Below are 22,590 nucleotides of genomic sequence, written 5' to 3'. Positions count from 1 at the left end.
CACACCGGACCAACGGCGCACCGCGACGACAAGTCACGAAGCGCCACCACATGACGTGCCGTCAGCCAAATAGCCTCAGAAACAGCACTCTGACCAGCGCAGATACCAAAACGCTGCTGGAGTATTAGGGCCTTTCCGATGGGGCATGGCCGGGTCCGCGACGCTCCCCCAGCTGACGCTGGGAGGTGCCCCCAGGCACGGCGCCTTGCGATGCGCCGCACCAGACGCCGCGGACCTTTCGGCCCTGACCCATCGGACAGGCCCTAGCCGAATCGCTGAGCTAGCCACTGGTGGACGGCGAGCGCGGTGGAGTCGGCGTGCTCCTCCAGCATGCTGAAGTGGTTGCCGGGTACCTCCAGCCTGGTGTGTTCCAGCGGCCACTCGGGCCGCCACAGGCTCCTGGTGGTGTCGCCGAGGACCTCGGAGAGGCGTTCCGTCGAGGCAGCGCCGACGAACAGGGTGGGGGTGGACACCGGCTGCGGCTGCCAGCCATCGAACAGTTCCGCGTACCGAGCCATCGCGGTGAGCTGTTCGTCTGCGACGGGCAGTTGCGGGAACCGTTCGGTCAGCCAGCGGCTGATCGTGATCATGCCGGCCATGTCGTCGCCGGCCTTCGCGGGCGAGTCGAGCAGTACCAGCGCGGCAGGCGGAGTACCGGCCGCCTCCAGGCGCCGTACGATCGCGTGGGCCGGCCAACCGCCCGACGAGTACGCCACCAACGCGAACCGGCGTCCGGCGAACCGGCGTCGCAGGGCCTCGACCTGGACGTCCGCCGCCGCCCGCACGGTCTGCGGCAGTGGCTCGCCCGCGCCGTAGCCGGGCAGACCGGTCGCCCAGACGGAGCGCAGACCGCGCAGTGCCTTGGCGAACCTGAGGAACTGGTGGGCTCCTGTGGGGGCGATGAGGGACGGCAGGCAGACCAGTGCGGGATCGTGCGCGCCTGCCGCCAGATGCAGGGTCTCGGGCTCCGGGGTGGCGGTCTCCGAGGCGAAGGCGGGCCGCAAGCGCGCGGCGACCGACAGCAGGGCGCTCGCCTCGGCCGGGTTCCCCTCCTGTACGGCCGTGTCGAACAGCATGCGGACGGACAGAGCGGTGGCGGAAAGAGTGGTGACGGACGGGGCGGTGGCGGACGCGGCGCTCGCCGGCGGGGCTGCGGCACCGCCGACGGGCCTCTCCCCCGCCGCGGGCGACGGGCGTGGTGTCGCCACCAGTGCGTCCACCTCCGCGGCGCGGTGCTCCAGGAGATGGGCGCCGAGTTTCTCGATGGAGTCCGCCTCGAAGAGCAGGGTCGACGACAGCTCGCCCAGGTCCTGGCGGAGCGCGTTGGTGAACTGAAGGACGAGGATCGAGTCCATGCCGTACGCGGTGAGGGACGTGTCGGGTTCGATCTTGTCGGGGGAAACCTTCAGGATCTCCGCCGCCTTCTCCGTGAGATGGGCGGCCAGCAGCGCGGCTCGGGCCTCGTCCGCAGCCACAGCCGGGGCCGGCGGCGTTGCCGCCTCCGCAGGTGCCGTCGGTGCCGTGGGAGCGTCCACCGGCCGCCGCTCGGTGTCCGCGACCCGCTGGCGCCCGATGCCGTCGCTCTCGGCGGCGATGATCTGCTGCCCGAGATCGCGGGCGCGCGGCAGGAGGGAGACGACCGAGGAGAACCCCTCGCCGCGCAGTACCTCGCGCCAGGCCTCCGGCGCCAGCGCGGGTGAACCCGGGACGCGCAGGGGTGCGTCCTCGGAAAGCCACCAGCCTTCGAGCAGCCCGAAGGTGAGGTGGCTGAACACGTCAAAGGCGGTCAGCTCGTTCAGCAGCAGCCACCCCTTGTCCCGCAGCGCGGCCTTGGCGTTGCGCAGCGTGTTGCGCATGTCCCGGGTCGCGTGCAGGACGTTGGCGGCGATGACGAGGTGGTAGCTGCCCGTCTCGATACCCTGCGGCGCGAGCGGCTGTTCGACGTCGAAGCGCCGGCAGTCCAGATAGCGGGCGTCGGGCCCGTACCTGGCCTGGGCCCGGTTCAAGAACGCCTTCGACAGGTCGGTGTACGTGTACGTCTCGATGCTGTCCTGGTACGGACGCAGCGCGGCGAACATGCCGACGCTGGTGCCGCCGGTGCCGGCGCCGATCTCCAGGATGCGGATACGGGTGGTCGGGTCCTGGCTCAGCAGCTCGGCGACGATGGTGGCGGCGGCGGTGGCCATGGTGCGGTTGAAGGTGTCGGCCACCCTGTTGTTGCGGTAGCAGCCCTCGACGAGTTCGACGGAACCGCGCGGGAACATGACGTCTGTCGCCGGTACGCGGCCGGTGAGGATGTCCGGCAGGGCCTTCAACGTGGCGTCGACAAGGGCGAGTTCCGCCGCCCGGTCGGGGTCGGCCGACCATCGCGCACACGCGTCGGCCCACCGCTGTTCGAGCACCGCGAGGGGCGGCGCGTGGTCCGGCATGACGCGCAGGGAGTGCTCCAGCCAGGCCGTGTAGCGCTCGTGGATACCGCCCCGGGAGCGCAGCGCCGTCAGATCGCCGTGCGCGGGCTCACCTGCCCGGACCACGCCGAGGGACTCCAGGTGCGCGCGGATCAACTGGGTGAGCAGCGGGTCGCGTTCGGTGCGGCGCCAGTCGGCGGCACCCTGCAGGAAGCGGTCTTCGCCGTCGGACAGCTCCGCCGGGGCGGTGACCGCATCGGCGGGGATGCGCAGGGGTGAAGGCCCGTAAACGGTCGTCCGGAGCGTCGTGTCGATCGGCTCGATGGCCGTCGGGTCGCTCAGCTTGACGAAGCTCACCTGTGTCTGCGGGCCGTCGAGGAGGACGCGGAGCGCGGCCATGGCCTCCGGCGGCTCGATCGACGTCAGCCCCCAACGGGCCATGCTCTGCTGGTGGAACGCGGAGGCGACGCTGCCGGTGGAGCCCCACCAACCCCAGTTCATCACCTTCACCGGGCAATTCAGCTGCCCGTCCAGGGCGTGGGCGTAGGCGTCCGCGAAGGCGCAGCCGGCCGCGTAGTTGCTCTGTCCGGCCGCCGTCGTGAACGACTGGAGCGAGGAGAAGAAGAGGACGAAGTCGAGCTGTTCGCGGCCGAAGACCTGGGCCATGGCCACGCTGGTGTCGATCTTCGCCGCGAGGCTCGCGCGGAAGTCGGTCTCCGCCATGTTGGCGAGGCTGCGGTCGCACAGCACGAGCGCCGAGTGGACGACGCCGTGGATGCTCCCGTACCGGGCGCGGATTTCGTCGTAGGCCCTCCGCAACGCCTCGGGGTCGGTGGCGTCGGCCGAGATGTAGTGGACCTCGCCGCGTCCCCGGATGTCGTGCAGGCGTGCCTCGACAGCGGCGCCCCGCGGCCGGCGGCCGATCCATACCACGCGGGCACCGTGGCGGGCTACGACGTGCTGGGTCCACGCCGCACCGAGGCCACCCGCGCCGCCGATGACCACGTACACGCCGCCCTCCCGGTACGGGGCCGTCGCCGGGTGCCCGGCGGAGCACGGCGCGAGCTGCCGACGCAGCCACTGGCCTCGGCGGCGGGCCCAGGTGCCGCCGGGGGTGCGGACCGGGAGGTCGCCGAGCGCGGCCGGGCCTGCCGTGTCGTCGAGGTCGACGCGGCGGACCGTCCAGTGCGCGTACTCGCGTTCGAGGGAGCCGAACAGGCCGTGCAGGCCGGCATGGGCCGGGCGGATCGGCTCGGCGGGACGGGTGGCGACGGCGCTCCGGGTGACCAGCGTGATGCCGAGCGGGCGGGCGTCGTACCCAGCCAGCAGCAGCGCCTTGACCAGGCGGAACGCTGCGATCACGCCGTGCTCCTGCGCGGTGGTGAAACCCGCGGCGTCCGTCGGGTGCGGTGCGGTGTCGGGTGCGATCCACAGCACGTGGTCGACCGGTCCGGCGGACCGCAGCGCGGTGAGGTTCTCCTCCACCGAGGCGGTCGGCGCAAGGTGCCATGCCGACGCGAGAGGGGAGTTCCGGGCGATCTCGGCGAACTGCTCGTCCGACGCGCCGACCACGAGCACGCGGTCCTGCGGGAGCGGCGAGGCTTCGCCGCGCACCGGCTCCCATACAGGGGCGAAGAGGGAGGGCACGGGCTCGGGCACGGCACGCGAGGTGTAGCCGGTCATACGGACGCGGACGTCTCCCGTCTCGTCGACGAGGTCAATGTCGAGCCGGCTGAGTGCGCCCGCCGTCTCCTGGCCGTCCGCGACGCGGACCACGGCCCACATGGTCCGCGTGCAGGGTCCGAAGAGGTCCAGTGCGTCCAGGGCGAACGGCACCATCACCTCCTGGGACGGTGCTCCGGAACCGTCGAGGTCCAGCGCCGTGGACGCCTGGATCGCCGAGTCCGTCAGCGCGGGGTGCAGCACGTACGGATACGGCTCCCCCGGTGCTGCCGAGAGGCGGGCGACGACCGTGCCGGGGCCGACGTATGCCTCGTCGATCGCGCGGAGCGTCGGTCCGTGGGTGATGCCCATCGCGACGAGTGTCTCGGCGATGCGGCTGCCCGGCACGCGGGTCCGGCAGGTCGCCCGCAGGGCCGCGAGGTCCACGGGGGCCGGGCGGGGCGTGGTGGACCGCAGGACGCGGCCCTCGCAGTAGGAACCCGCGTCGTCGGTCCCGGACACCACCGTGAAGGTGACGCCGTCAACGGCCGGCTTCGCCACCACGTCGACGTCCAGGGGGCCGTCGACGGCGAGCGGCCGGACCCAGGTCACGTTCCGCATCGTGAGCGGGGTACCGGCGTCCGCTCCGAGGGCTCGGGCGGCGACCTCACGGGCCAGCTCCAGGTGGACGACACCGGGCAGGACCTGCTGGCCACGCACCAGATGGTCGCGCAGGAAGCTCTCGTCCCCCGTGAGTTTCACCGTGCCGCGTACGGCGCCGGGCTCGCCGGGCACCGGAGCCGTGTCACTCATGAACGGGTGGCGCGGGGCGACGGGCACGGGTGCTGAGGCAACGGGTGTGGGTGCGGCAGCGGCGGGAACCTCCGGCGTGGCCCAGTGGCTCTCACGGGCGAACGGGTAGGTGGGCAGGGGGACCCGCCGGTGGCCGTGGCGCTCCCTGGGGAAGAGCTGCGCGAAGTCGATCTCCGCGCCCCGCACGAAGAGTCCGGCGAGTTCGGCGAGGTCCGTGGGGGTGGCAGCGGGCGCCTCGGACGCCTTGGTCTCACCCGTTCGGGCGCGCGGTCCGTCGAGGCCCTGCTCCAGGACCTGAATCAGGTCGTCAAGGCCGTGTACGACGCAGGCGAAGCGGTGCGTGAGGTGCGCGCGGCCGACGGCGAGGGTCCAGGCGATGTCGCCGCAGTCGAGCGTGGTCTCCCGGCGGCAGTGCGCGGCCAGGCGGGCCAGTTGCTGGGCGAGTTGGTCCCGGGAGCGCGCCGACAGCACGACGAGGTGGGCCGGGGCGGGCGCGCGGGAGGCGGTCACCGCCGGCGGTTCGTCGAGGACGAGGTGGGCGTTGGTGCCGCTCGCGCCGAAGGAGCTGACGACACCGCGGCGCGGGGAGCCCGCGGGCGTCGGCCACGGGTGGGTGCGGGTACTCAGGTAGAAGGGGCTGCCGTCGAGCGGGAGGGCCTCGTTCGGCTGCTCGACGTGGAGCGAGGCGGGGATCTGCCCGTGCCGCATGCCGAGGAGGACCTTGAAGATGCCCGCGACGCCGGCGGCGAACTGGGTGTGGCCGAGGTTCGTCTTGATCGAACCGAGGGCGCAGTAGCCGGACTTGTCGGTGCCCTTGCGGAACGCGCGGGTCAGCGCCTGGAACTCGATCGGGTCGCCGAGCTTCGTGCCGGTGCCGTGCGCCTCGACGACCTGGATCGTCTCGACGTCGACGCCGAACCGCTCGTACACCTCGCTCAGCAGCCGCTCCTGGGAGACCGAGCTGGGGGCGGTGATGCCGTTGGTGGCGCCGTCGTGGTTGGTGCCGGAGGCCTGGATCACCCCGTGGATGTGGTCGCCGTCCGCGAGGGCGTCCGCAAGGCGTTTGAGCACCAGGACGCCTACGCCCTCGCCGGGTACGAAGCCGTCGGCGCGGTGGTCGAAGGTGTGGCAACGGCCGGTCGGCGAGAGCATCTTGGCGCGGCCGGCGAGCCCGTACAGCCGCGGCGTGGACTGGACGAACACCCCACCCGCCAACGCCATCGAGGTCTCACCGGACCAGAGGTCCTTGCAGGCCAGGTCGATCGCCACGAGCGAGCTGGAGCACGAGGTGTCGACGGCGATCGCCGGGCCCTTGAGGTCGAGGAAGTAGGACACCCGGCCCGGGATGACCGACGCCATGTTGCCCCACAGGGTCTGCGCCGGTCCGTCCCGGTCGAGCAGCCCCTGGTAGTCGCCGTCCCAGCAGCCGACGTACACGCCGCAGTCGCGCTCGCTGACGGCACGCCCGGCGTAGCCCGCGTCTTCGAGGGCCTTCCAGGACTCTTCGAGGAGAAGCCGCTGCTGGGGGTCCATGGCGGCGGCCTCGACGCCGGAGATGTTGAAGAACAGCGGGTCGAACTCGTCGATGCGGTCGAGGAATCCGCCGCGCGTGCACTGGGGCCTGCCGGTGGAGTCCAGGGACGGGAGGGGCCATCGGGTCGCCTCGCCGACCAGGTCGTGGCCCGCCGCGAGGTGCTCCCAGAGCTCGTCGAGGGAGTCGGAGCCGGCGAACCGGCCGCTCATGCCGACGATGGCCACCGGGCCACGGGCGTTCGGCCCGGGGCGGGGTGCGGCAGGTACGGCGGTGGCAGTGACGGTGGGCAGCGGGGCGAGCGTGACCGTGTCGCGGTGCGCCTCAAGGAGGTGTGCGATGAGGCGGTCGGCAGAGCTGTGGTCGTAGATGACGCTGGTCGTCAGGTCCAGGGAGAGCGCCTCGTTGAGCTCGTGCACGAAGCGGACGCCGAGGATGGAGTCGAGGCCGTATTCGGCGAAGGCACGGGTGCCGGATATCTCCTGCTCGTCCATGACGAGGGCGTCGGCCAGCTTCTCGCGTACGAGGCGGCGGACCCGTACGTCGACGTCGAGCGGGGGCGACGCGGCCGGTACGGCGGCAGCGGCATCGACCGCGACGGGGGCGTCAACGGTTTCCGGAACGCCGGCGGTTTCGGGCACGGCTGCGGTCTCGGGGATGGCGACGGCCCCGGGGACGGCTTCGGTCTCGGGAATGGCGACGGCTCCGGGGACGTCGACGGTTTCGAGGTCCCCGACCCAGTACCGGTCCCGCGCGAACGGATACGTCGGCAGCGGGACCCGCCGGGGTGTGGCGGAACCGTGCAGGGCGGCCCAGTCCAGGGGCACGCCCTCGGTCCACAGGGCCGCGAGCTTCGAGAGGTCACCCGCCCTGATCCAGCGGTTCACCAGGAGGTCCCGGAGCTCCTCGTCCTCGGCCAGCTCGGCAACCGCGCTGCGTGTGCTCCCGACGTCGACGGTGCCCCGGTGCAGGCCGCGGGGGGCCGAGTCGCCGTCCAGGTATCCGCGCAGCACACGGCGCAGTTCGGGCACCGAGGCGACCACCACGGCGAGGCGTTCCGCCATCGCCTCGCGACCGGTCTGCAGGGTGAAGGCGAGGTCCGCAAGGTCGACCTCCGTGCGGTCGAGGTGGTCCGCGAGGCGCGTGGCCTGGTCACGCAGGCGTTCGGAAGTGCGGGCCGACAGGACTACCAGTTGCTCGGCCCCCTGCTCGACCCCCTGCCCGGCCGACGCCCGGCCGGATGCGGGCTCGGACACGTTTTCCTCCAAGATGACATGAGCGTTCGAGCCACCGGCGCCGAACGACGAGACCGACGTCAGACGCGGGCGGTCGCTCGGCCAGTCGGCGAGTTCGCGCTGGACGAAGAACGGGGTCTGTTCCAGATCGAGGTTCGGGTTGAGTTCCTCGGCGTGCAGACTGGGCGCGAACTGTCCGTGCCTCAGTTGCAGGACGGCCTTGGTCAGGCCCGCGATGCCGGCGGCGGCTTCGAGGTGCCCGATGGACGACTTGACGGAGCCCAGGGCGCAGAACTGCCGGTCGTCGGTGTCCTGGGCGAAGGCAGTGGTCAGGCCCGCCACCTCGATCGGATCACCGAGTTCGGTGCCGGTGCCGTGCGCCTCGACGTACCCGACGTCGCGGGCGGAGACACCGGCGCGGTCCAGGGCGTCACGGATCACCTCGGCCTGCGCGACCGGGCTGGGCACCGTGTAACCATGGGTGCGGCCACCGTGGTTGACGCTCGTGCCCCGGATCACGGCAAGCACCCGGTCGCCGTCGGCCAGGGCCCGCGAGAGGGGCTTGAGCAGTACGGCGCCGACGCCCTCACCAGGCACGAAGCCGTCACCGCCGCTGCCGAAGCTGCGCAGCCGGGGCCCCGTCGACAGCATGGTGGAGCGGCACAGTTCGACGTAGTCCAGCGGGTGCAGGTACAGGTTGACCCCGCCCGCGATGGCCGCCTCGCAGGAGCCCTGGTGCAGGTGCTCGCACGCCTCGTGGATGGCCGTGAGGGACGCCGAGCACATCGTGTCGATGGTCAGGCTCGGCCCGTGCAGGTCCAGGACGTGGGAGGTACGGGCGCTCAACGACGCGAAGGACAGGGCCGGTACGACCGTCTCCCCGGACGGCAGGCGGCGCGCGGCGTGCCGGGCATGGCCGGACTTGGTGACGCCGACGAAGACTCCGACCTGGTGCCCGAGCGTCTCGGGGGTGTGGCCGGCGTCCTCCAGGACCTCCCAGGAGGCCTGGAGGAACAGCCGCTCCTGCGGGTCCATCGCATAGGCGTCGCGGGGGGCGATCCGGAAGAACAGCGGGTCGAAGGCCGCGAAGTCGTCGACGAAGCCACCCCACTTGCTGTAGCTGCGGCCGCTCGCGACGGCGGCGGCCCGGTCGGGCTCGTAGAAGCCCTCCAGCGGCCACCGGTCGGCCGGGATCTCACCGATGCGGTCCCGCCCGGCCTTCAGGTTCTCCCAGAACTCGGTGGGGTTCGCGGCGCCCGGGTAGCGGCCGCTCATGCCGATGACGGCGATGGGCTCCCGCTGTCCGGGGGCACCGGACGGAGGTACGGCCTGCGCCGGTACGGCGGTCCGGGCGGTGTCCGCCGGGCTGTGCCGGGACGCAAGCCGCTCGGCGATCGCCCGCAGGGTCGGCAACTCGTAGAAGAGGGTCTTCGAGACCGTGCCGTACAGGAGAGACAGCTCCTTGTTGAGCTGCACCACCATGATCGAGTCCAGTCCCGCCGAGGTGAGCGGGGCGTCGGGGTCGACGGCGGAGGCCGGGGTCCTGGTGACCCGGGCGAAGAGGCCGGTGAGGCGGCGGAGCGTCTCGGGTTCGTCCCCGTCCGGGGCCGCCGGGGGCGCGGACGGTGCGACGGGTGCTGCCGTCGCCGTCGGAATCCGGGTCAGGTCTCCGTGGTGGACCCACACCTGCCCCTCCCCCAGCTGCCAGGCGTGGGCGAGTGCCGCGAGGCCGTCCGCCGACTCCATGGGGGTCAGGCCCCGGCTGTGCCGGAGCCCGGCGAGGGCGGCGGCGTCGACGGTCATCCCACCCTCGCGCCACAGCGGCCAGGCGAGCGACAGGGTGCGTCCCGAGCGCTCCCCTGCGGCCACGCGTGCGTTGCGCAGCGCGGCGAAGGCGTCCAGGAAGGCGTTGGCGGTGGCGTAGTCGGCCTGTCCGGGGTTGCCGGTGATCGCGGAGCCGGAGGAGCAGAGCAGCAGGAAATCGAGGGGAGCGTCGCCGATGGCACGGTCGAGGTGGACGACGCCGCCGGCCTTCGGCGCGAGGACGTCGGTCCACTCCTGCGCCGTCTTGCGCACCAGCGCGGCGTCGTGCACCACGCCCGCGCAGTGGATGACGCCGTTCAGGTCCGCGTCCTGCTCCCGGATCGTCCGAACGAGGTGGCGCGCCTCCTCCCAGCGTGACACGTCCGCCCGCGCGTACCGGGCGATGGCTCCGGCGGCGCGCAGTTCGTCGAGGAGCCCGTCGATCCGCGCGTTGCGCGGTGAGCGGCCGGTCAGGACGAGCGTCGGCCGTACGGCGTCACGCGCGATGGCGCGGGCGAGAACGGCGCCGATGCCGCCCGTGCCGCCGGTGATCAAGTAGACGCCGCCGTCGCGCCACGGCACGGTCGTCGCATCGGACGGGGGCGACGGCTCCGCCCGCTCCCAGGCGAGGACGGAGCGGACACCGTCCCGGTGGCGGACGAGGTCGTCCGCGGTGGCGTGCGCGTTCTCCTCGATGACCGCCTCGGCGTCAAAGGTGTCGTCGAGGCAGACGAGTTGCGCGGTGAGCGAGGGGTCCTCGGCGGTCGCGGTGCGCAGCAGCCCGGCGAGCGCCAGGTGGACGGCGTCGTCGCCGCCCTCGGGTGCCACGACCTGGACGAGGGTCCGGCCGACAGCCGGGTCGGCGACGAGGTCGCGGACGATCTCGAAGACCTGCCGTGAGACGTCCTCGAAGCGGTTGTCGAGGCGCTGCTTGTCCGTCCCGACGGTGAAGCACCGCGCACCCCGTTGCTCGACGGCCTCCCGTGCGGCGGCGAGCGCTCCGCACAGGATCACCACTCGGCGGTCCGCCGGGGTGCCGGCCGACCCGGACTTCGGGGTCCAGCGCGGGACGAGCAGCGCGGTCCCCGCGACCGGCGACGCCGGCTGCTGCGGAGCGGCGCCGGGGATCCAGTACCGCTCGCGGGCGAACGGGTAGGTCGGCAGATGGACGCGCCGGGGCCCGGATGCCTCGTACAGCGCGGACCAGTCGACGGCGCTCCCTTCGGCCCAGCGGGCGAGCAGACGGGCGAAGTCGCCGTCCGGCGCGACGGGCGTGGGTTCGGCGGGCCGGGTGACGCTGCCCCGGACTCCGTCGCCGACACTCTCGCCGTCCTCGGTGAAGGCACGGAGTCTGGCGGCGAGTTCGTGCTGGGAGCCGACGACCCAGCCGACGCGCTCCCGCATCGCCTCGCGCCCGGTCTGCAAGGTCCGGGCGAGCGAGCCGAGCGCGCACGGTTCGGGGGCCTGTTCCAGGTGCGTGAGGAGATCGCGCGCGACCTGGCGCAGTTGCTCGGGGGTACGGGCCGACAGGGGGATGGCGACCGGGGTGCCGGGGTCGTCGGCGCGGCCGGTGTCGCCGGCGACATACTCCTCGACGACCACGTGGCAGTTGGCGCCGCCGAACCCGAAGCTGCTGACACCGGCCCGCCGGGGGACGAGGACCCCGGCGGGCGCGGGGCGCCGCCGCCACGGCTCGTTCTCGCGCACGATGCGGAACGGGCCCCGGTCGAGTTCGAGGTACGGGTTGGGTTCGGCGCAGTGGAGTGACGCCGGGATGACACCGTGTTCCATGGCCAGCAGCACCTTCACCAGCCCGGCGACGCCGGCCGCCGCCTCCAGGTGGCCGATGTTCGTCTTCACCGAGCCCAGCGCGATGTCCGCGCGCGTGCCGCCGAGCCGCCGGAAGGCGGTGCGCAGCGCGCGGACCTCCACGGGGTCGCCGAGTGCGGTGCCCGTGCCGTGGGTCTCGATGTAGTCGATGGTGTCCGGGTCGATCCCGGCCAGCGCCGCGCCGACCAGATCGGCCTGGGCGTCCGCGTTCGGTGCCGTCAGGGAGTTGGCGCGTCCGCCGTGGTTCTCGGCGCTGCCGACGAGCACACCGAGGATCGCGTCGCCGTCGCGTTCGGCGGCGTCGAGGGGCTTCAGCACGAGGGCGCCGACGCCTTCACCCCGTACGTAGCCGTCCGCGTCCCGTGCGAAGGTCCGGCAGCGTCCGGTCGGGCTGAGCATCCCGGCGCGGTGGGCGCTGACGAAGGTGTCCACGCTCAGCAGGAGGTTGACACCGCCGGCGATCGCGACGTCGCACGCGCCGGAGCGGATGGCCTCCATCGCACGGTGCACGGCGACGAGCGAGCTGGAGCAGGCCGTGTCGACGGGCTGGCTCGGGCCCCGGATGTCGAGGATGTACGAGATCCGGTTGACGAGCATGGAGTGGGCGTTGCCGGTGGAGGTGAACGCGTCCGGCTCGACGCCGTAGGCCGTGAGCAGGGTCGCGTAGTCGGTGCCCGAGACGCCCAGGAACAGTCCGGTGTTCCTCGGCAGCGTGCCTCGGGTGTGGCCGCTGTGCTCGATGGCGCTCCAGACCGTCTCCAGGGCGAGGCGGTGCTGGGGGTCCATCAGCTCGGCCTCGCGCGGGTAGATCTGGAAGAAGCCCGCGTCGAAGGCGTCGACGTCGTCGACGACGCCCGCGTGGTGCGGGAAGTCCGCGTTCTCGGCGATGCGCGCATAGGTCTCGTCGTAGCGGTGGACCGGGAACTCCGAGACGCAGTCCCTGCCTTCGACCAGACGGGACCAGTACGTGTCGAGGTCGGGTGAGCGGGGGAAGCGGCCCGAGGCGCCGATGACAGCGATGGGCATGGGGCGCCGTTCGCCGCGCGGCGGGGCAGGGGCCTCCTCCCCCAGGCTCTCCCGGATCGCTTCGGACACTTTGGTCACTTCGGTCGCCTCAGCCGTCTCCGGATCCCTCTCCGGATCCGTCTCCGTCCCCGTCTCCGGCGATGGCCGCGCCGCGCGCACCCGGTCCTCGAACTCCGTGACCAGATGCCGCGCCAGCGCGTCGAGGGTGGTGACGTCGAAGAAGACCGCGGGGGTCAGGTCGATGTCGAGCGACTCCTTGACGAGCTTGCTGAAGGCTATGAGCGAGACGGAGTCAAAACCGAAGGCGTCGAACCCGGTGTGGACGTCCAGCTCATCGGCCTCGAACTTGAGGATGTCCGCCGCGAGACGGCGCAGTTCGTCGACCGCGAAGGCGACGAGGGCTTCGTCACCGCTCGGACGCGGCACCTGTGCGGTGGGCGCCGACGGCGGTTGGGGGGTCTGCACAGGTGTTCCGCTCCGTTCCACGTCCGGGTACTCGGTCGCCGGGTCGCCGTCGCCCCACCGGATGCCCACGAGTTCGGCCAGCATCCGGCCGTCGCTGTCCGTCAGGCGGACCCGGCCACCGGGGGTGTCGGCCTGTGGGGGCAGGTCGAGGACCACGTACGTCACGTCGTCGGCGGTGGCACGCGGGGCGTCGAAGAGGCGTACCTCGTCGATCAGGCCGGGGATCTGCCGCGCCCACGCGGGCTCGCCGGCCCGCTTCGCGGCGAGCTGGCCGCCGTGGGCGATCGCCGCGAGGACGTGCGGGGCGATGCTGACATTGCCGCGTGTGTGGTCCTGGCGGAGTTCCGGGACCGCGACGGTGAGGACGAGTTGTCCGTCCGGCAGCCAGTGGGCGCCCTGTACACCGCAGTGGAGCGGTTCCGGGGTGATGCCGCCCTCCGCCAGTTCGGCCAGGACCTCCTCCCGGTCCAGGGTGCGCACCGCGTCACGCGGGTGCGGCACGGCGTCCGGTGCTGCCCCCCGGTCGTCCGGGTGCAGGCCGAACTCGGCGACCGGGGCGCGTGCCCCGGACCCGTCCTCGCGGAACACGGCGGCGACGGCGGCGTCAGGGCTCACCCTGGTCACGGTGGTGACCAGACGCGCGGTATCGGCCCAGGGAACCGGGGCGTACAGGCGTAGCCCGCTCACCCGCGGCGTCGCGGCGAAGCCGGACACCTTCCCGGCGGCGAGCGCCAGGTCCACGACGAACGTCGGGACGATCCCGCGCTCCTTGTCCTGCCGGAAGCCGTAGTCGGCGAGGTCGTCGAGGTGGACGTCCAGGCTGTAGCGCACCCCGTCGACGTCGGAGCGGTTGGCCCCGAGGAACGGGTGCGGCTTCTCGCGCAGCGCCAGCGGCGCGGTGACGGTGGGCGCGCCGGGCTCGGGGTCCGTCCAGCACCGCACCCGCGCGAACGGATAGGCGGGCAGGGAGATCCGCCTCGGCGGTCGTACGCCCGTGAGCGGCGCCCAGTCGACACCGCGTCCGCCGGTCCAGGCGACGGCCAGGTCACGGGCGACCACGGTGGCGGGGTCGGGGTCGGCGAGCGCGGCGGCCTGGTCGCGGTCGCCGGAGAGGTAGCGGTCGACGGCCGCCACGGCGCCTGCGCGGTCACGCGCGAGGAAGGCCCAGCGGCGCGGCAGCTCGTTCTTGCCGACCCGTAGCGTGTGGGCGATCGAGGGCAGATCCGCCTCGTCGGCCGCCGCGAGGTAGTCGCGGAAGCGGGTGAGCGAGGTCTCCAGCGCGGCGTCGGTCATCGCGGAGAAGACGAACAGCTCGGCCTTCCCCGGACCGCCGGTATCGACCGGGGGCTCGGCGTCGTCGTACTCCTCCAGGATGATGTGCGAGTTCATACCGCCCGCGCCGATGGAGGTGATGCCGGCCCGCCGGGGATGGACGGTTGTGGTGCCGTCGTCCACGGTGACCGCCGGCTTCCACTCGGCGAGTTCACGCTGCACCCGGAAGGGTGTCGTCTCGAAGGCGATGTCCGGGTTGAGTTCCTCGCTGTGCAGCGAGGGGACGAGGGTGCGTTCGCGAAGCTGGAGGATCACCTTCGCGAAGCCCACCATCCCGGCCGCGTGCAGCAGATGCCCCAGGTTCGACTTGACCGAGCCGAGCGCACAGAACTGGGTGTCCTTCGTGTACCTGCCGAAGGCCGTGGTGAGCGCCCTGACCTCGATCGGATCGCCGAGTGAGGTACCGGAGCCATGGCCCTCCACATAGCTGATCGTGCGCGGGTCGACACCCGCGTCGTCGATGGCCTTCTCGATGGCGCGGGCCTGCATGCGCGGGCTCGGGACGGTGAACCCGTTGCGCACCCCGGCGTTCGACAGCCCGGTGCCCTTGATGACGGCGTAGACGTGGTCGCCGTCCCGTTCGGCCTCGACCAGCGGCTTGAGGACGACGGCGCCGACACCCTCCCCGAGGATCGTGCCGTCCGCGCCGAGTCCGAAGCTGCGGATGACGTCGGAGGTGGCGGTGGTGAAGTGCTCGTGCGAGGAGGTGACGAGGTTGTAGGGGTGCAGCAGGAGGTTCACACCGCCCGCCACGACCATCCGGCACTCGCGTGCCCGCAGCATCTGCACGGCCTGGTGGACGCAGATCGACGACCCCGAGCACATCGTGTCGAGGAAGATCGACGGCCCGGTGAAGCCGTAGAAGTACGACAGCATGTTGGGGATCGTCCCCGTGTAGCTGCCGGTGGCCGGGGCGCCGCGCGTCAGGCCGTTCTGGAAGCCGTACAGCCCGTAATGGTTGCTCATCGTGCCGACGAGCACGCCCACGTCGCCCTCGTACTGACGGTGGATGGTCTCGCGCGAGTAGCCCGCGTCCTCCAGTGCCTCGACACCGGCCTGGAGGAAGAGGCGGACCTCCGGTGACATCTTCTCCGCGTCGCGCTGGGAGATGCGGAAGTACCGGGGGTCGAAGGTGTCGATCTCCCGGAGGAACGTTCCCGTCCTGATGGCGCTCTTGCCGAGGACGCTGCGCTCGGGGCTGAGGATCGCGTCGTGGTCCCACCGGTCGCGCGGCACCTCTTCGAAGAGGTGGCGTCCCTCTTCGAGAACCGTCCACAGTTCGTCGAGGGTGTCGGCGCCGGGGTAGCGGCCCGATATGCCAACGATCGCGATGTCGTGGTAGTCATCGGGCGCGGGGTCCTCCCGTACGACGGCCGGGGCGGTGTCCTGCCCTACGACGGCCACGGTGGAAGGCTCCTGCACGACGGCCGGAGTGGGGATCGTCTCCTCGTGCGACGCCGTCTCCGGTCGGGCGCCGAAGTGTGCCTCCAGAGCCGCCCGGTGCTCCTCCGTCAGGTAGCCGACGACGCTCGCGATGTCCAGGTACTCGAAGAAGAGCGTCTTGGGCAACGGCCCGACGATCTCCTGGAGGCGCTCGGTGGCCTCCAGGATGCCGAGCGACTCGATGCCGTACTCGACCAGGCCGACGGTCAGCTCCAGGGCCGCCGGGTCGTGGTGCAGCACCTCGCCCAGCACGTCCTTCACCAGGTCCGTGGTACGCGCGACGAGGTCGCCCTCGGCTAACCCGACGGTGCCGGGGGCGGATTGCGGGGCCGGCTCGTCGCGCCGCTCGGGCGTGAGAGACGCCTCGGCGCCGTATGCGACGACGATGTGCTCCGGAGTGTCGAGCAGGGCGCGTCCGAGGACGCGCAGCCCGTCCTCGGTCGGCAACGGCTCCCAGCCGCGCTGCCGGCGCATCGACGCGCGGGTCACGTCGTCGACCGTCATCCCGCCCTCGGCCCACAGCGGCCAGCTGATCGCCACGGTCCGGCCGGCCCGCTCACCGGCGTCGACGAGTGCCTGCCGGTGGTGGGCGAAGGCGTCCAGGAAAGCGTTGGCCGCCGCGTAGTCGCCCTGGCCCGCGTTGCCGTACACCCCGGCGACGGAGGAGAAGACCACGAAGAAGTCGAGGGCGAGGCCGCGGGTGGCCGCGTCGAGGTGCAGGACGCCGCTCACCTTCGGACGCAGCACCTCGGCCACGTCCTGCGGATCCTTGGTGAGGAGGTAGGCGTCACGTAGCGTCCCCGCCGCGTGCACGATCCCGTCCAGCGAACCGTGCTCGCGCACGATGACGGCCACGGCACGCTCCACGTCCGCCGCGCTGCCGACGTCGGCGGCGAGGTAGTGGGCGTCGACGCCGGCCGTCCGCAGCGCCTGGAGCGCCGCGTCGGTGCTCTCCCCCACCGGGGTACGGCCACTCAGTACGACGGTGACACCGGGGTGCCGCGCGAAGTACCGCGCGACGCTGCGGCCGATGCCGCCGAGGCCGCCGGTCAGCCAGTAGACCCCGCCGGACTTGAGCGGCGGGACCTGCGGTCCGGCCCCCGGTTCCAGGCCGACGGGACGCCAGGCGCGGCGGGTGTCCTCGGAGGTGCGGCGGACCTCCGCGTCGGCGGCGGCCGGGTCGGCGGCCTCCTGGCGGACGAGGTCCGCGACCCGCCCGGCCGGTGCGGCGGTGAGCCCGGCGACACGTACGACGCGCCCGGAGACGGACGGGTTCTCCAGGTTCAGGGTCCTGAAGAGGCCGGCGAGGGGGGCGTGGAAGAAGCGCGGTACCCGGTCGTCGACGAGGACGAGGAAGCGGTGCGCTCCCTTGGGTTTGGAGCGCAGCAGTTCCCGCACCCGCCCGAGGACGAGGTCCAGCGTGTCGCCCACGCCGTCCGCCACGGCACCGGGGGTGATGCCGGGGAGGACGGTGAACGGGTGGCCCGTCGCGGCGGACACCTCGGAGGCGAACGCGTCCGGCCGTCCGGTGAGGAAACCGTGCACGGTGACGGGACCGCCCGTCTCCCCGGCCGGAGCGTCCACCCAGCGGGAGGTGGCGGCCACGACGCGGGGCCCGCCGGGGCCGGCCGGTACAGCGGGTTCGGCGGGTTCGGCGACGGTCCGCTGGGCCAGCCCGCGCAGCCGGGCCCGGACGGCCCCATCGCCGGCGCACAGGTCGATGTCGAATGTGGCGAGCCCGCTGCCACCGCCGCGCCGACGGACCCAGGCCCAGGTCACGTCCGGGCACGGGTCGTGGACGTCGAGCCGGTCGAGAGTGAGCGGCAACGCCAGTGCCCGGCTCGTCTCGGGGGCCATGGCGGCCTGGAGGAGTACCGATGCCTGGAGCGCGGCGTCCAGCACACTCGGCGGCAGCACCACGGCGTCGTCGGGGGCATCCGAGGCGGGCCGCTCGATACGCGCCAGCAACTCCCCCTCTCCCAGCCGGATCTCGGTCAGCCCGCGCATCGCGGGTCCGTACTCCAGGCCGGCCTCGTGGAAGGCCGCGTACGCCTCGGCGGGGTCGTGGGGGGTGTCGCAGGAGGCGCGCAGAGCGCCGAGGTCGAGTGTCACGGGCTCTTCGGGCTCCGCGGGCTCCTCGGGCGCGTCGATCACGGCGGTGCCCCGGCTGTGGACGACGGCGGGCGCGTCCCCGCCCCCCGTGCGGATCTCGTACCCGAGGGTGCCGTCGTCCTGGGGGGTGAGGGCCACGTGGATTTCGAGCGGCTGCCCGTCCACCGGCAGCGGGCGCAGCCACGCGGTGTCGCCGAGGCGGACCGTCGTACCGGAGAGGTCGGCGCGGCGGGTGGCGTACGAGACGGCCGCGCGGACCATCTCCAGCTGGGCGGCGGCCGGCAGGACGCGCGTGCCCTGGACGCGGTGGGCGTCGAGGAACGGTTCGTCGCCCGTGAAGACGGAGGTGTAGCGCAGTTCGTCGAGGGCGGAGGCGTTGCGGTGCAGCAGCGGGTGCAGCGCGCCGCCCGTCGGTGTCCCGTCCGCCGGGTGGGTCCGGAACCAGTGGCGTTCCCGTGCGAAGGGGTACCCGGGCAGCCGTACGCGACGCCCCCGGGCGTGCCCGGCCCAGTCGACGTCGCCGCCCTCGGCCCACCGCGTCGCGTCCGGGTCCGGCTCCCCGGCGGGGGTGTGCGCGGCGGCGTCGGGGAGGGTCCCGTCGGCGAAGTCCGCCAGGGCGGTGAGGAGTTGCTGCCGGTCCTTCACCACGAAGGCGACCCGTGCGGCCATCGGCTCGCGGCCGGTCCGGAGGGTGTACGCGATGTCGGCGAGACCGCTCGGCGCGGCGCCCGGCTGGGTCAGGAAGGCGTGCAGCCGCCGCGCCACCTCCCGCAGCCGCTCCGGGGTGCGTGCCGAGAGCGGTACGACGTGCGGGCCCTCGGCCTCGTCCGCCGCCTCCGCCGGGTCGCTGGCGGGGTATTCCTCCAGCACGACATGGGCATTGGTCCCGCCGAACCCGAAGGAGCTGACGCCGGCCCGGCGCGGTGCGGGGGTGCCGTCCGGGCCCATGGGCGGTTCGTCCCAGGGCTGGGTGTCGCGGACGATGTGGAAGGGGCTGCCGTCGAGGTCGATGAGCTTGTTCTGCTCGGTGAAGCCGACGGTCGCGGGGAGCGTCCGGTCAGCGAGGGCGCCGACCACCTTGACCAGGCCGGCGACGCCCGCCGCGCCCTCCAGGTGCCCGATGTTGGTCTTGACCGAGCCGATGCCGGTGGTCCCCGGCTGCGGCTCGGTGCCCTGCCCGCGGTGGAGGTCACGGAAGGCACGCTTGAGTGCGAGGACCTCGATGGGGTCGCCGACGGGCGTGCCGGGTCCGTGGGCCTCGATGTAGGAGACGGTCTCCGGGCGGATGCCCGCGCGGGTGTAGAGGCCCTTGATGAGGTCGGCCTGCGCGTCCGGGTTGGTCACGGTGAGCGAGCTGGTGCGGCCGCCGTGGTTGGTGGCGGCGCCCTTGATGACGGCGTGCACGAGGTCGTCGTCGGCGATCGCCCGCGCCAGGGGTTTCAGGAGCAGGACCGCGCCTCCCTCGCCTCGTACGTATCCGTCGGCGCCCTGATCGAAGGCGCGGCAGCGGCCGGTGGGCGACAGCATGCTCGCCTGGCTGAAGGCGACGAAGTGCTTGGGCGACCAGCACAGGTTGACCCCGCCGGCCAGGGCCAGGTCGCAGTCACCGTTCTGGAGCGCGGTGACCGCCTCGTACACCGAGACCAGCGAGCTGGAGCACGCTGTGTCGTTGGTGATGCTGGGGCCCCGGAAGTCGAAGTAGTAGGAGACCCGGTTGGAGATGATCGAGTACGCGGTGCCGGTCGGGAAGTAGGCGTCGGTCCGCGCCCCGTCCCGTTCCATCAGTTCCGCGTAGTCCGCGTGGCAGACCCCCATGAAGACGCCGGTCCTGGTGCCCGCCAGCGCGCCCGCGCGGTAGCCGGCGTCCTCGACGGCCTGCCAGGCGAGTTCCAGGGCGAAGCGCTGCTGAGGGTCCATGCTCTCGGCTTCGCGCGGGGAGATGTTGAAGAAGGCGGCGTCGAAGCAGTCCGCCTGCTCGATGAAGCCGCCCCAGACGCTGTTCGTCTTCTCGGCGCCGCGCCGAGGGCTGCCGAACCAGCGCTCCTTGGCCCAGCGCTCGGGCGCTACTTCGGAGATCAGCGAGCGCCCCTCGGCCAGGTGGCCGAAGAACTCCCGCAGGGTGTTCGAGCCGGGCAGGCGGAGCGCCAGCCCGACTATCGCGATGTCGTGCGCGGACTCGGGCCGCTCCTGTGCGGTCATCGCTGTCCTCCGACGAGCAGCCCGGTCTGCCGGCGGTCGATCACCGTCGTCAGGTTCAGTGCGGCCTCCGGCGCGGTCCGCGCGTGGTCGTGGCGGTCCTGCACGAACTGCTGGTTGAGTACGGCGGTGGAGAGCAGGTGGATGAACGCGTGGTCCTCCTTGGTGCTGATCTCGGCTGCGGGGGTGGTCATCACCTTGTTCACCAGTCGCTGCGCGAAGACCGGGTCGATGCCGTCGATCTGCTCCAACTCCCTTCTGGAAAGCACGAGTTCGAGATAGTCGGGCCGGTGCTCCTGGAAGGCCCCGGCACCCGGGGCCCGGTAGGGCTGCTTGCGCCGGGTGAGGGGTTCGCGCGGAAGGCTGTCCCGGAAGGCTTCCTTGAGGATGGCCTTCTCCTCCCAGCCGTCGTCGAAGCGCAGGTTGACCGAGGCCGCCGCCCGTACGACGGCCGGGTCGAGGAAGGGGCAGCGGTTCTCGACGCCGTGCGCGAGCCCCATGCGCTCCCCCTGGCTGGAGAGCAGGTAGCCGGCGAGGAGGGTCTTGAACTCCAGCCACTGGGCCTTCTGCGTCGGGGACAGCGCCGCATAGCCGGGCGTGTCCCGGACCACGGCCAGCAGGTCAGCGAACGGTTCGGCGCGGTCCTTGAGCAGGCGCTGCACGAACCGGCCGTTCTGGTAGCGCAGTTCGTGGGAGAACAGGCCCGGCATCCGCTCCTCGGCGAACTGGCTGAGCAGGCCCGTCACATGGGACCGGTGCTCGGGCCCGAAGTGGGCCAGTTCCGGGTGCAGGACGGCGATGCGCTGCTGCCGCTGCGCGTCGGACAGTTCGTGCCACGCGGCGCGCAGCATCGTCTCGCGGAAGAGCGAGTAGCCGAGGAAGGCTTCATCGGCGCCCTCGCCACTGAGGATCGTCTTGATCCCGGCATCGCGCACATGCCGCGACAGCAGGTACATCGGCACGAAAGCGGTGCGGAACACGGGAAACTCCGCGTGCCAGACGGCCGCGGGGAAGTTCTCCGTGATGTCGGCCGTGGAGATGGTGACGGAGGAGTGGCGCGTGCCGAGGTACGTGGCGACGGACCGCTGACTGCTCGACTCGTCGAGGGTCCGGTCCTCGAACTCGACGGAGAAGGTGCGCACCTCGTGGGAGGAGAGGTCGGTGGCGAGCCTGGCCACGATCGACGAGTCGAGGCCGCCGCTCAGATAGACCCCGACCTCGACGTCGGTGCGCAGCCGCACCTCGACGCTGGTGCGCAGCGCGTCGCGCACGAACGCCGCGGCTTCCGCCGGTGTGCCGGTGAACGGCTCGGCGTCGACGGCGAGTTCCTCGTACGTCCGCAGGGTCCGCTGCCCGGCCCTGATCGCGAGGAGACCGCCGGGCGGGAGCTGGGCGACGCCCTTGAACGGGGACCGGTCCGGCAGCGGGGTCCAGATACCGTAGATCGATTTCAGCTCGTGGGGGTCGAGTGCGAAGCGGAAGCCGGGGAAGGCCCGGAACGCCTTCATCTCCGAGGCGAAGAGGAACCCGTCGGCGCAGGAGGTGTAGAAGAGCGGCCGTTTGCCGTAGCGGTCGCGGGCCAGGAAGAGTTCGTCGGCGACCGTGTCACGGACGGCGAAGGCGAAAGCACCGTTGAAGCGGGTCAGGCAGGCGGGCCCCCACTGGATCCACGCCTGGAGGACGACCTCCGTGTCGGACCGGGTACGGAACTCCCGGCCGAGCCGGGTGAGTTCGGCGCGCAGTTCGATGTGGTTGTACAACTCGCCGTTGAAGCAGATCCAATAGCGTTCCGAGACGTCCGGCATGGGCTGCGCGCCGGTCGCGAGGTCGACGATCGACAACCGGACCGTCCCCATCGCGACACCGTTGTCGAGGTAGTACCCCGCCTCGTCCGGCCCCCGGTACCGGATCTCCGACAGCATGTCGGTGATGACGCCCCGGTGAGCGCCGGCGTCGAGCGAAGAGGCGAGGAAGCCCGCTATCCCGCACATGCCGGACCTCCCTGCCGGTCGGCCACGAACCGGTCGATTTGCTCCAGCGTGGAGGGGACGTCGAGCAGGAATTCCTCGCTCTTGATCTTCAGTGAGAATTCCTCCTCCAGATACCCCATGAGACGGATGTATCCGAAGGAGTCGATGATTCCGTCCTTGAAGAGATCGCTCTGCGGCGTCACTTCGTCACCGAACTCGATCAGGAACTGTTCCTCGATGAACCGAATTATCTTGTCTGTTCTGGTCAATGCCTGTTCCTTGCTCGGCCGGTGCGCCGTAGGGCCGAGCGTGGTCACCTCGGCCGCTGCGGGGGGAATGGTCACGGGGGGCTCCGTCCGGTCGCGTCACTCGCACTGAGCCTTGGCTTCCCAGTACATCCACGCCGTCACGGCCAATGGAAGCTCCCCGGGAGCGAATTCGACGGCTCCCTTCGGTCCGGCGGTCGCAATCGGGCGGGGTGGGGTGATCGGGGGACCGGACCTCGGCGCGAGTTCCCCCCTTGGGCGGCACCGCGGGGGGACGGTCGGCAACCGGCCGGCAAGCGGTCGGCAAGGAAAACGGAAGGACTCTGCAAGGGGGGTGGCACACCATGACCCCCGAGGTCGGACCCGGACAGCGGGTGCGGATCGTGCCGAAGAGAACGAGCAAGTGGAATGGGGTTGTCGAACATGTTCGACCGTTCTTTGTGGCGTCTGCCGAGCTCGCCGACCTGGCCCGCGCAGAAGTGGATGGACGAGTGGCGT

At 72.0% G+C, this 22,590-nt stretch carries 3 protein-coding genes; all 3 read right to left on the bottom strand.

Going from position 1 to position 22,590, the window contains the following annotated elements:
- Positions 1-263 precede the first annotated feature (263 nt).
- From ACFY12_RS08035 to ACFY12_RS08025, 3 genes are read right to left on the bottom strand one after another with little or no spacing between them, the layout of a single operon-like run.
- Entirely contained in the window at positions 264-19,859 is a 19,596-nt protein-coding gene (locus tag ACFY12_RS08035) for an SDR family NAD(P)-dependent oxidoreductase (RefSeq protein WP_390714880.1), read from the bottom strand.
- Positions 19,856-21,847, bottom strand: a complete 1,992-nt coding sequence (gene asnB / locus ACFY12_RS08030) for an asparagine synthase (glutamine-hydrolyzing) (protein WP_390714879.1) — start codon at positions 21,845-21,847, stop codon at positions 19,856-19,858. The genes ACFY12_RS08035 and asnB overlap by 4 nt, the downstream gene beginning before the upstream one ends.
- The gene (locus ACFY12_RS08025; protein ID WP_390714878.1) at positions 21,835-22,170 is read right to left on the bottom strand and encodes an acyl carrier protein; all 336 of its coding nucleotides are present in this window, start codon (positions 22,168-22,170) and stop codon (positions 21,835-21,837) included. The genes asnB and ACFY12_RS08025 overlap by 13 nt, the downstream gene beginning before the upstream one ends.
- Between the last annotated feature and the right edge of the window lie 420 nt (positions 22,171-22,590).

Origin of the sequence: Streptomyces sp. NPDC001339, from assembly GCF_042895955.1 — a bacterium.
Taxonomy (GTDB): Bacteria; Actinomycetota; Actinomycetes; order Streptomycetales; family Streptomycetaceae; genus Streptomyces.
This window is presented reverse-complemented; position numbering and strand designations above follow the sequence as displayed.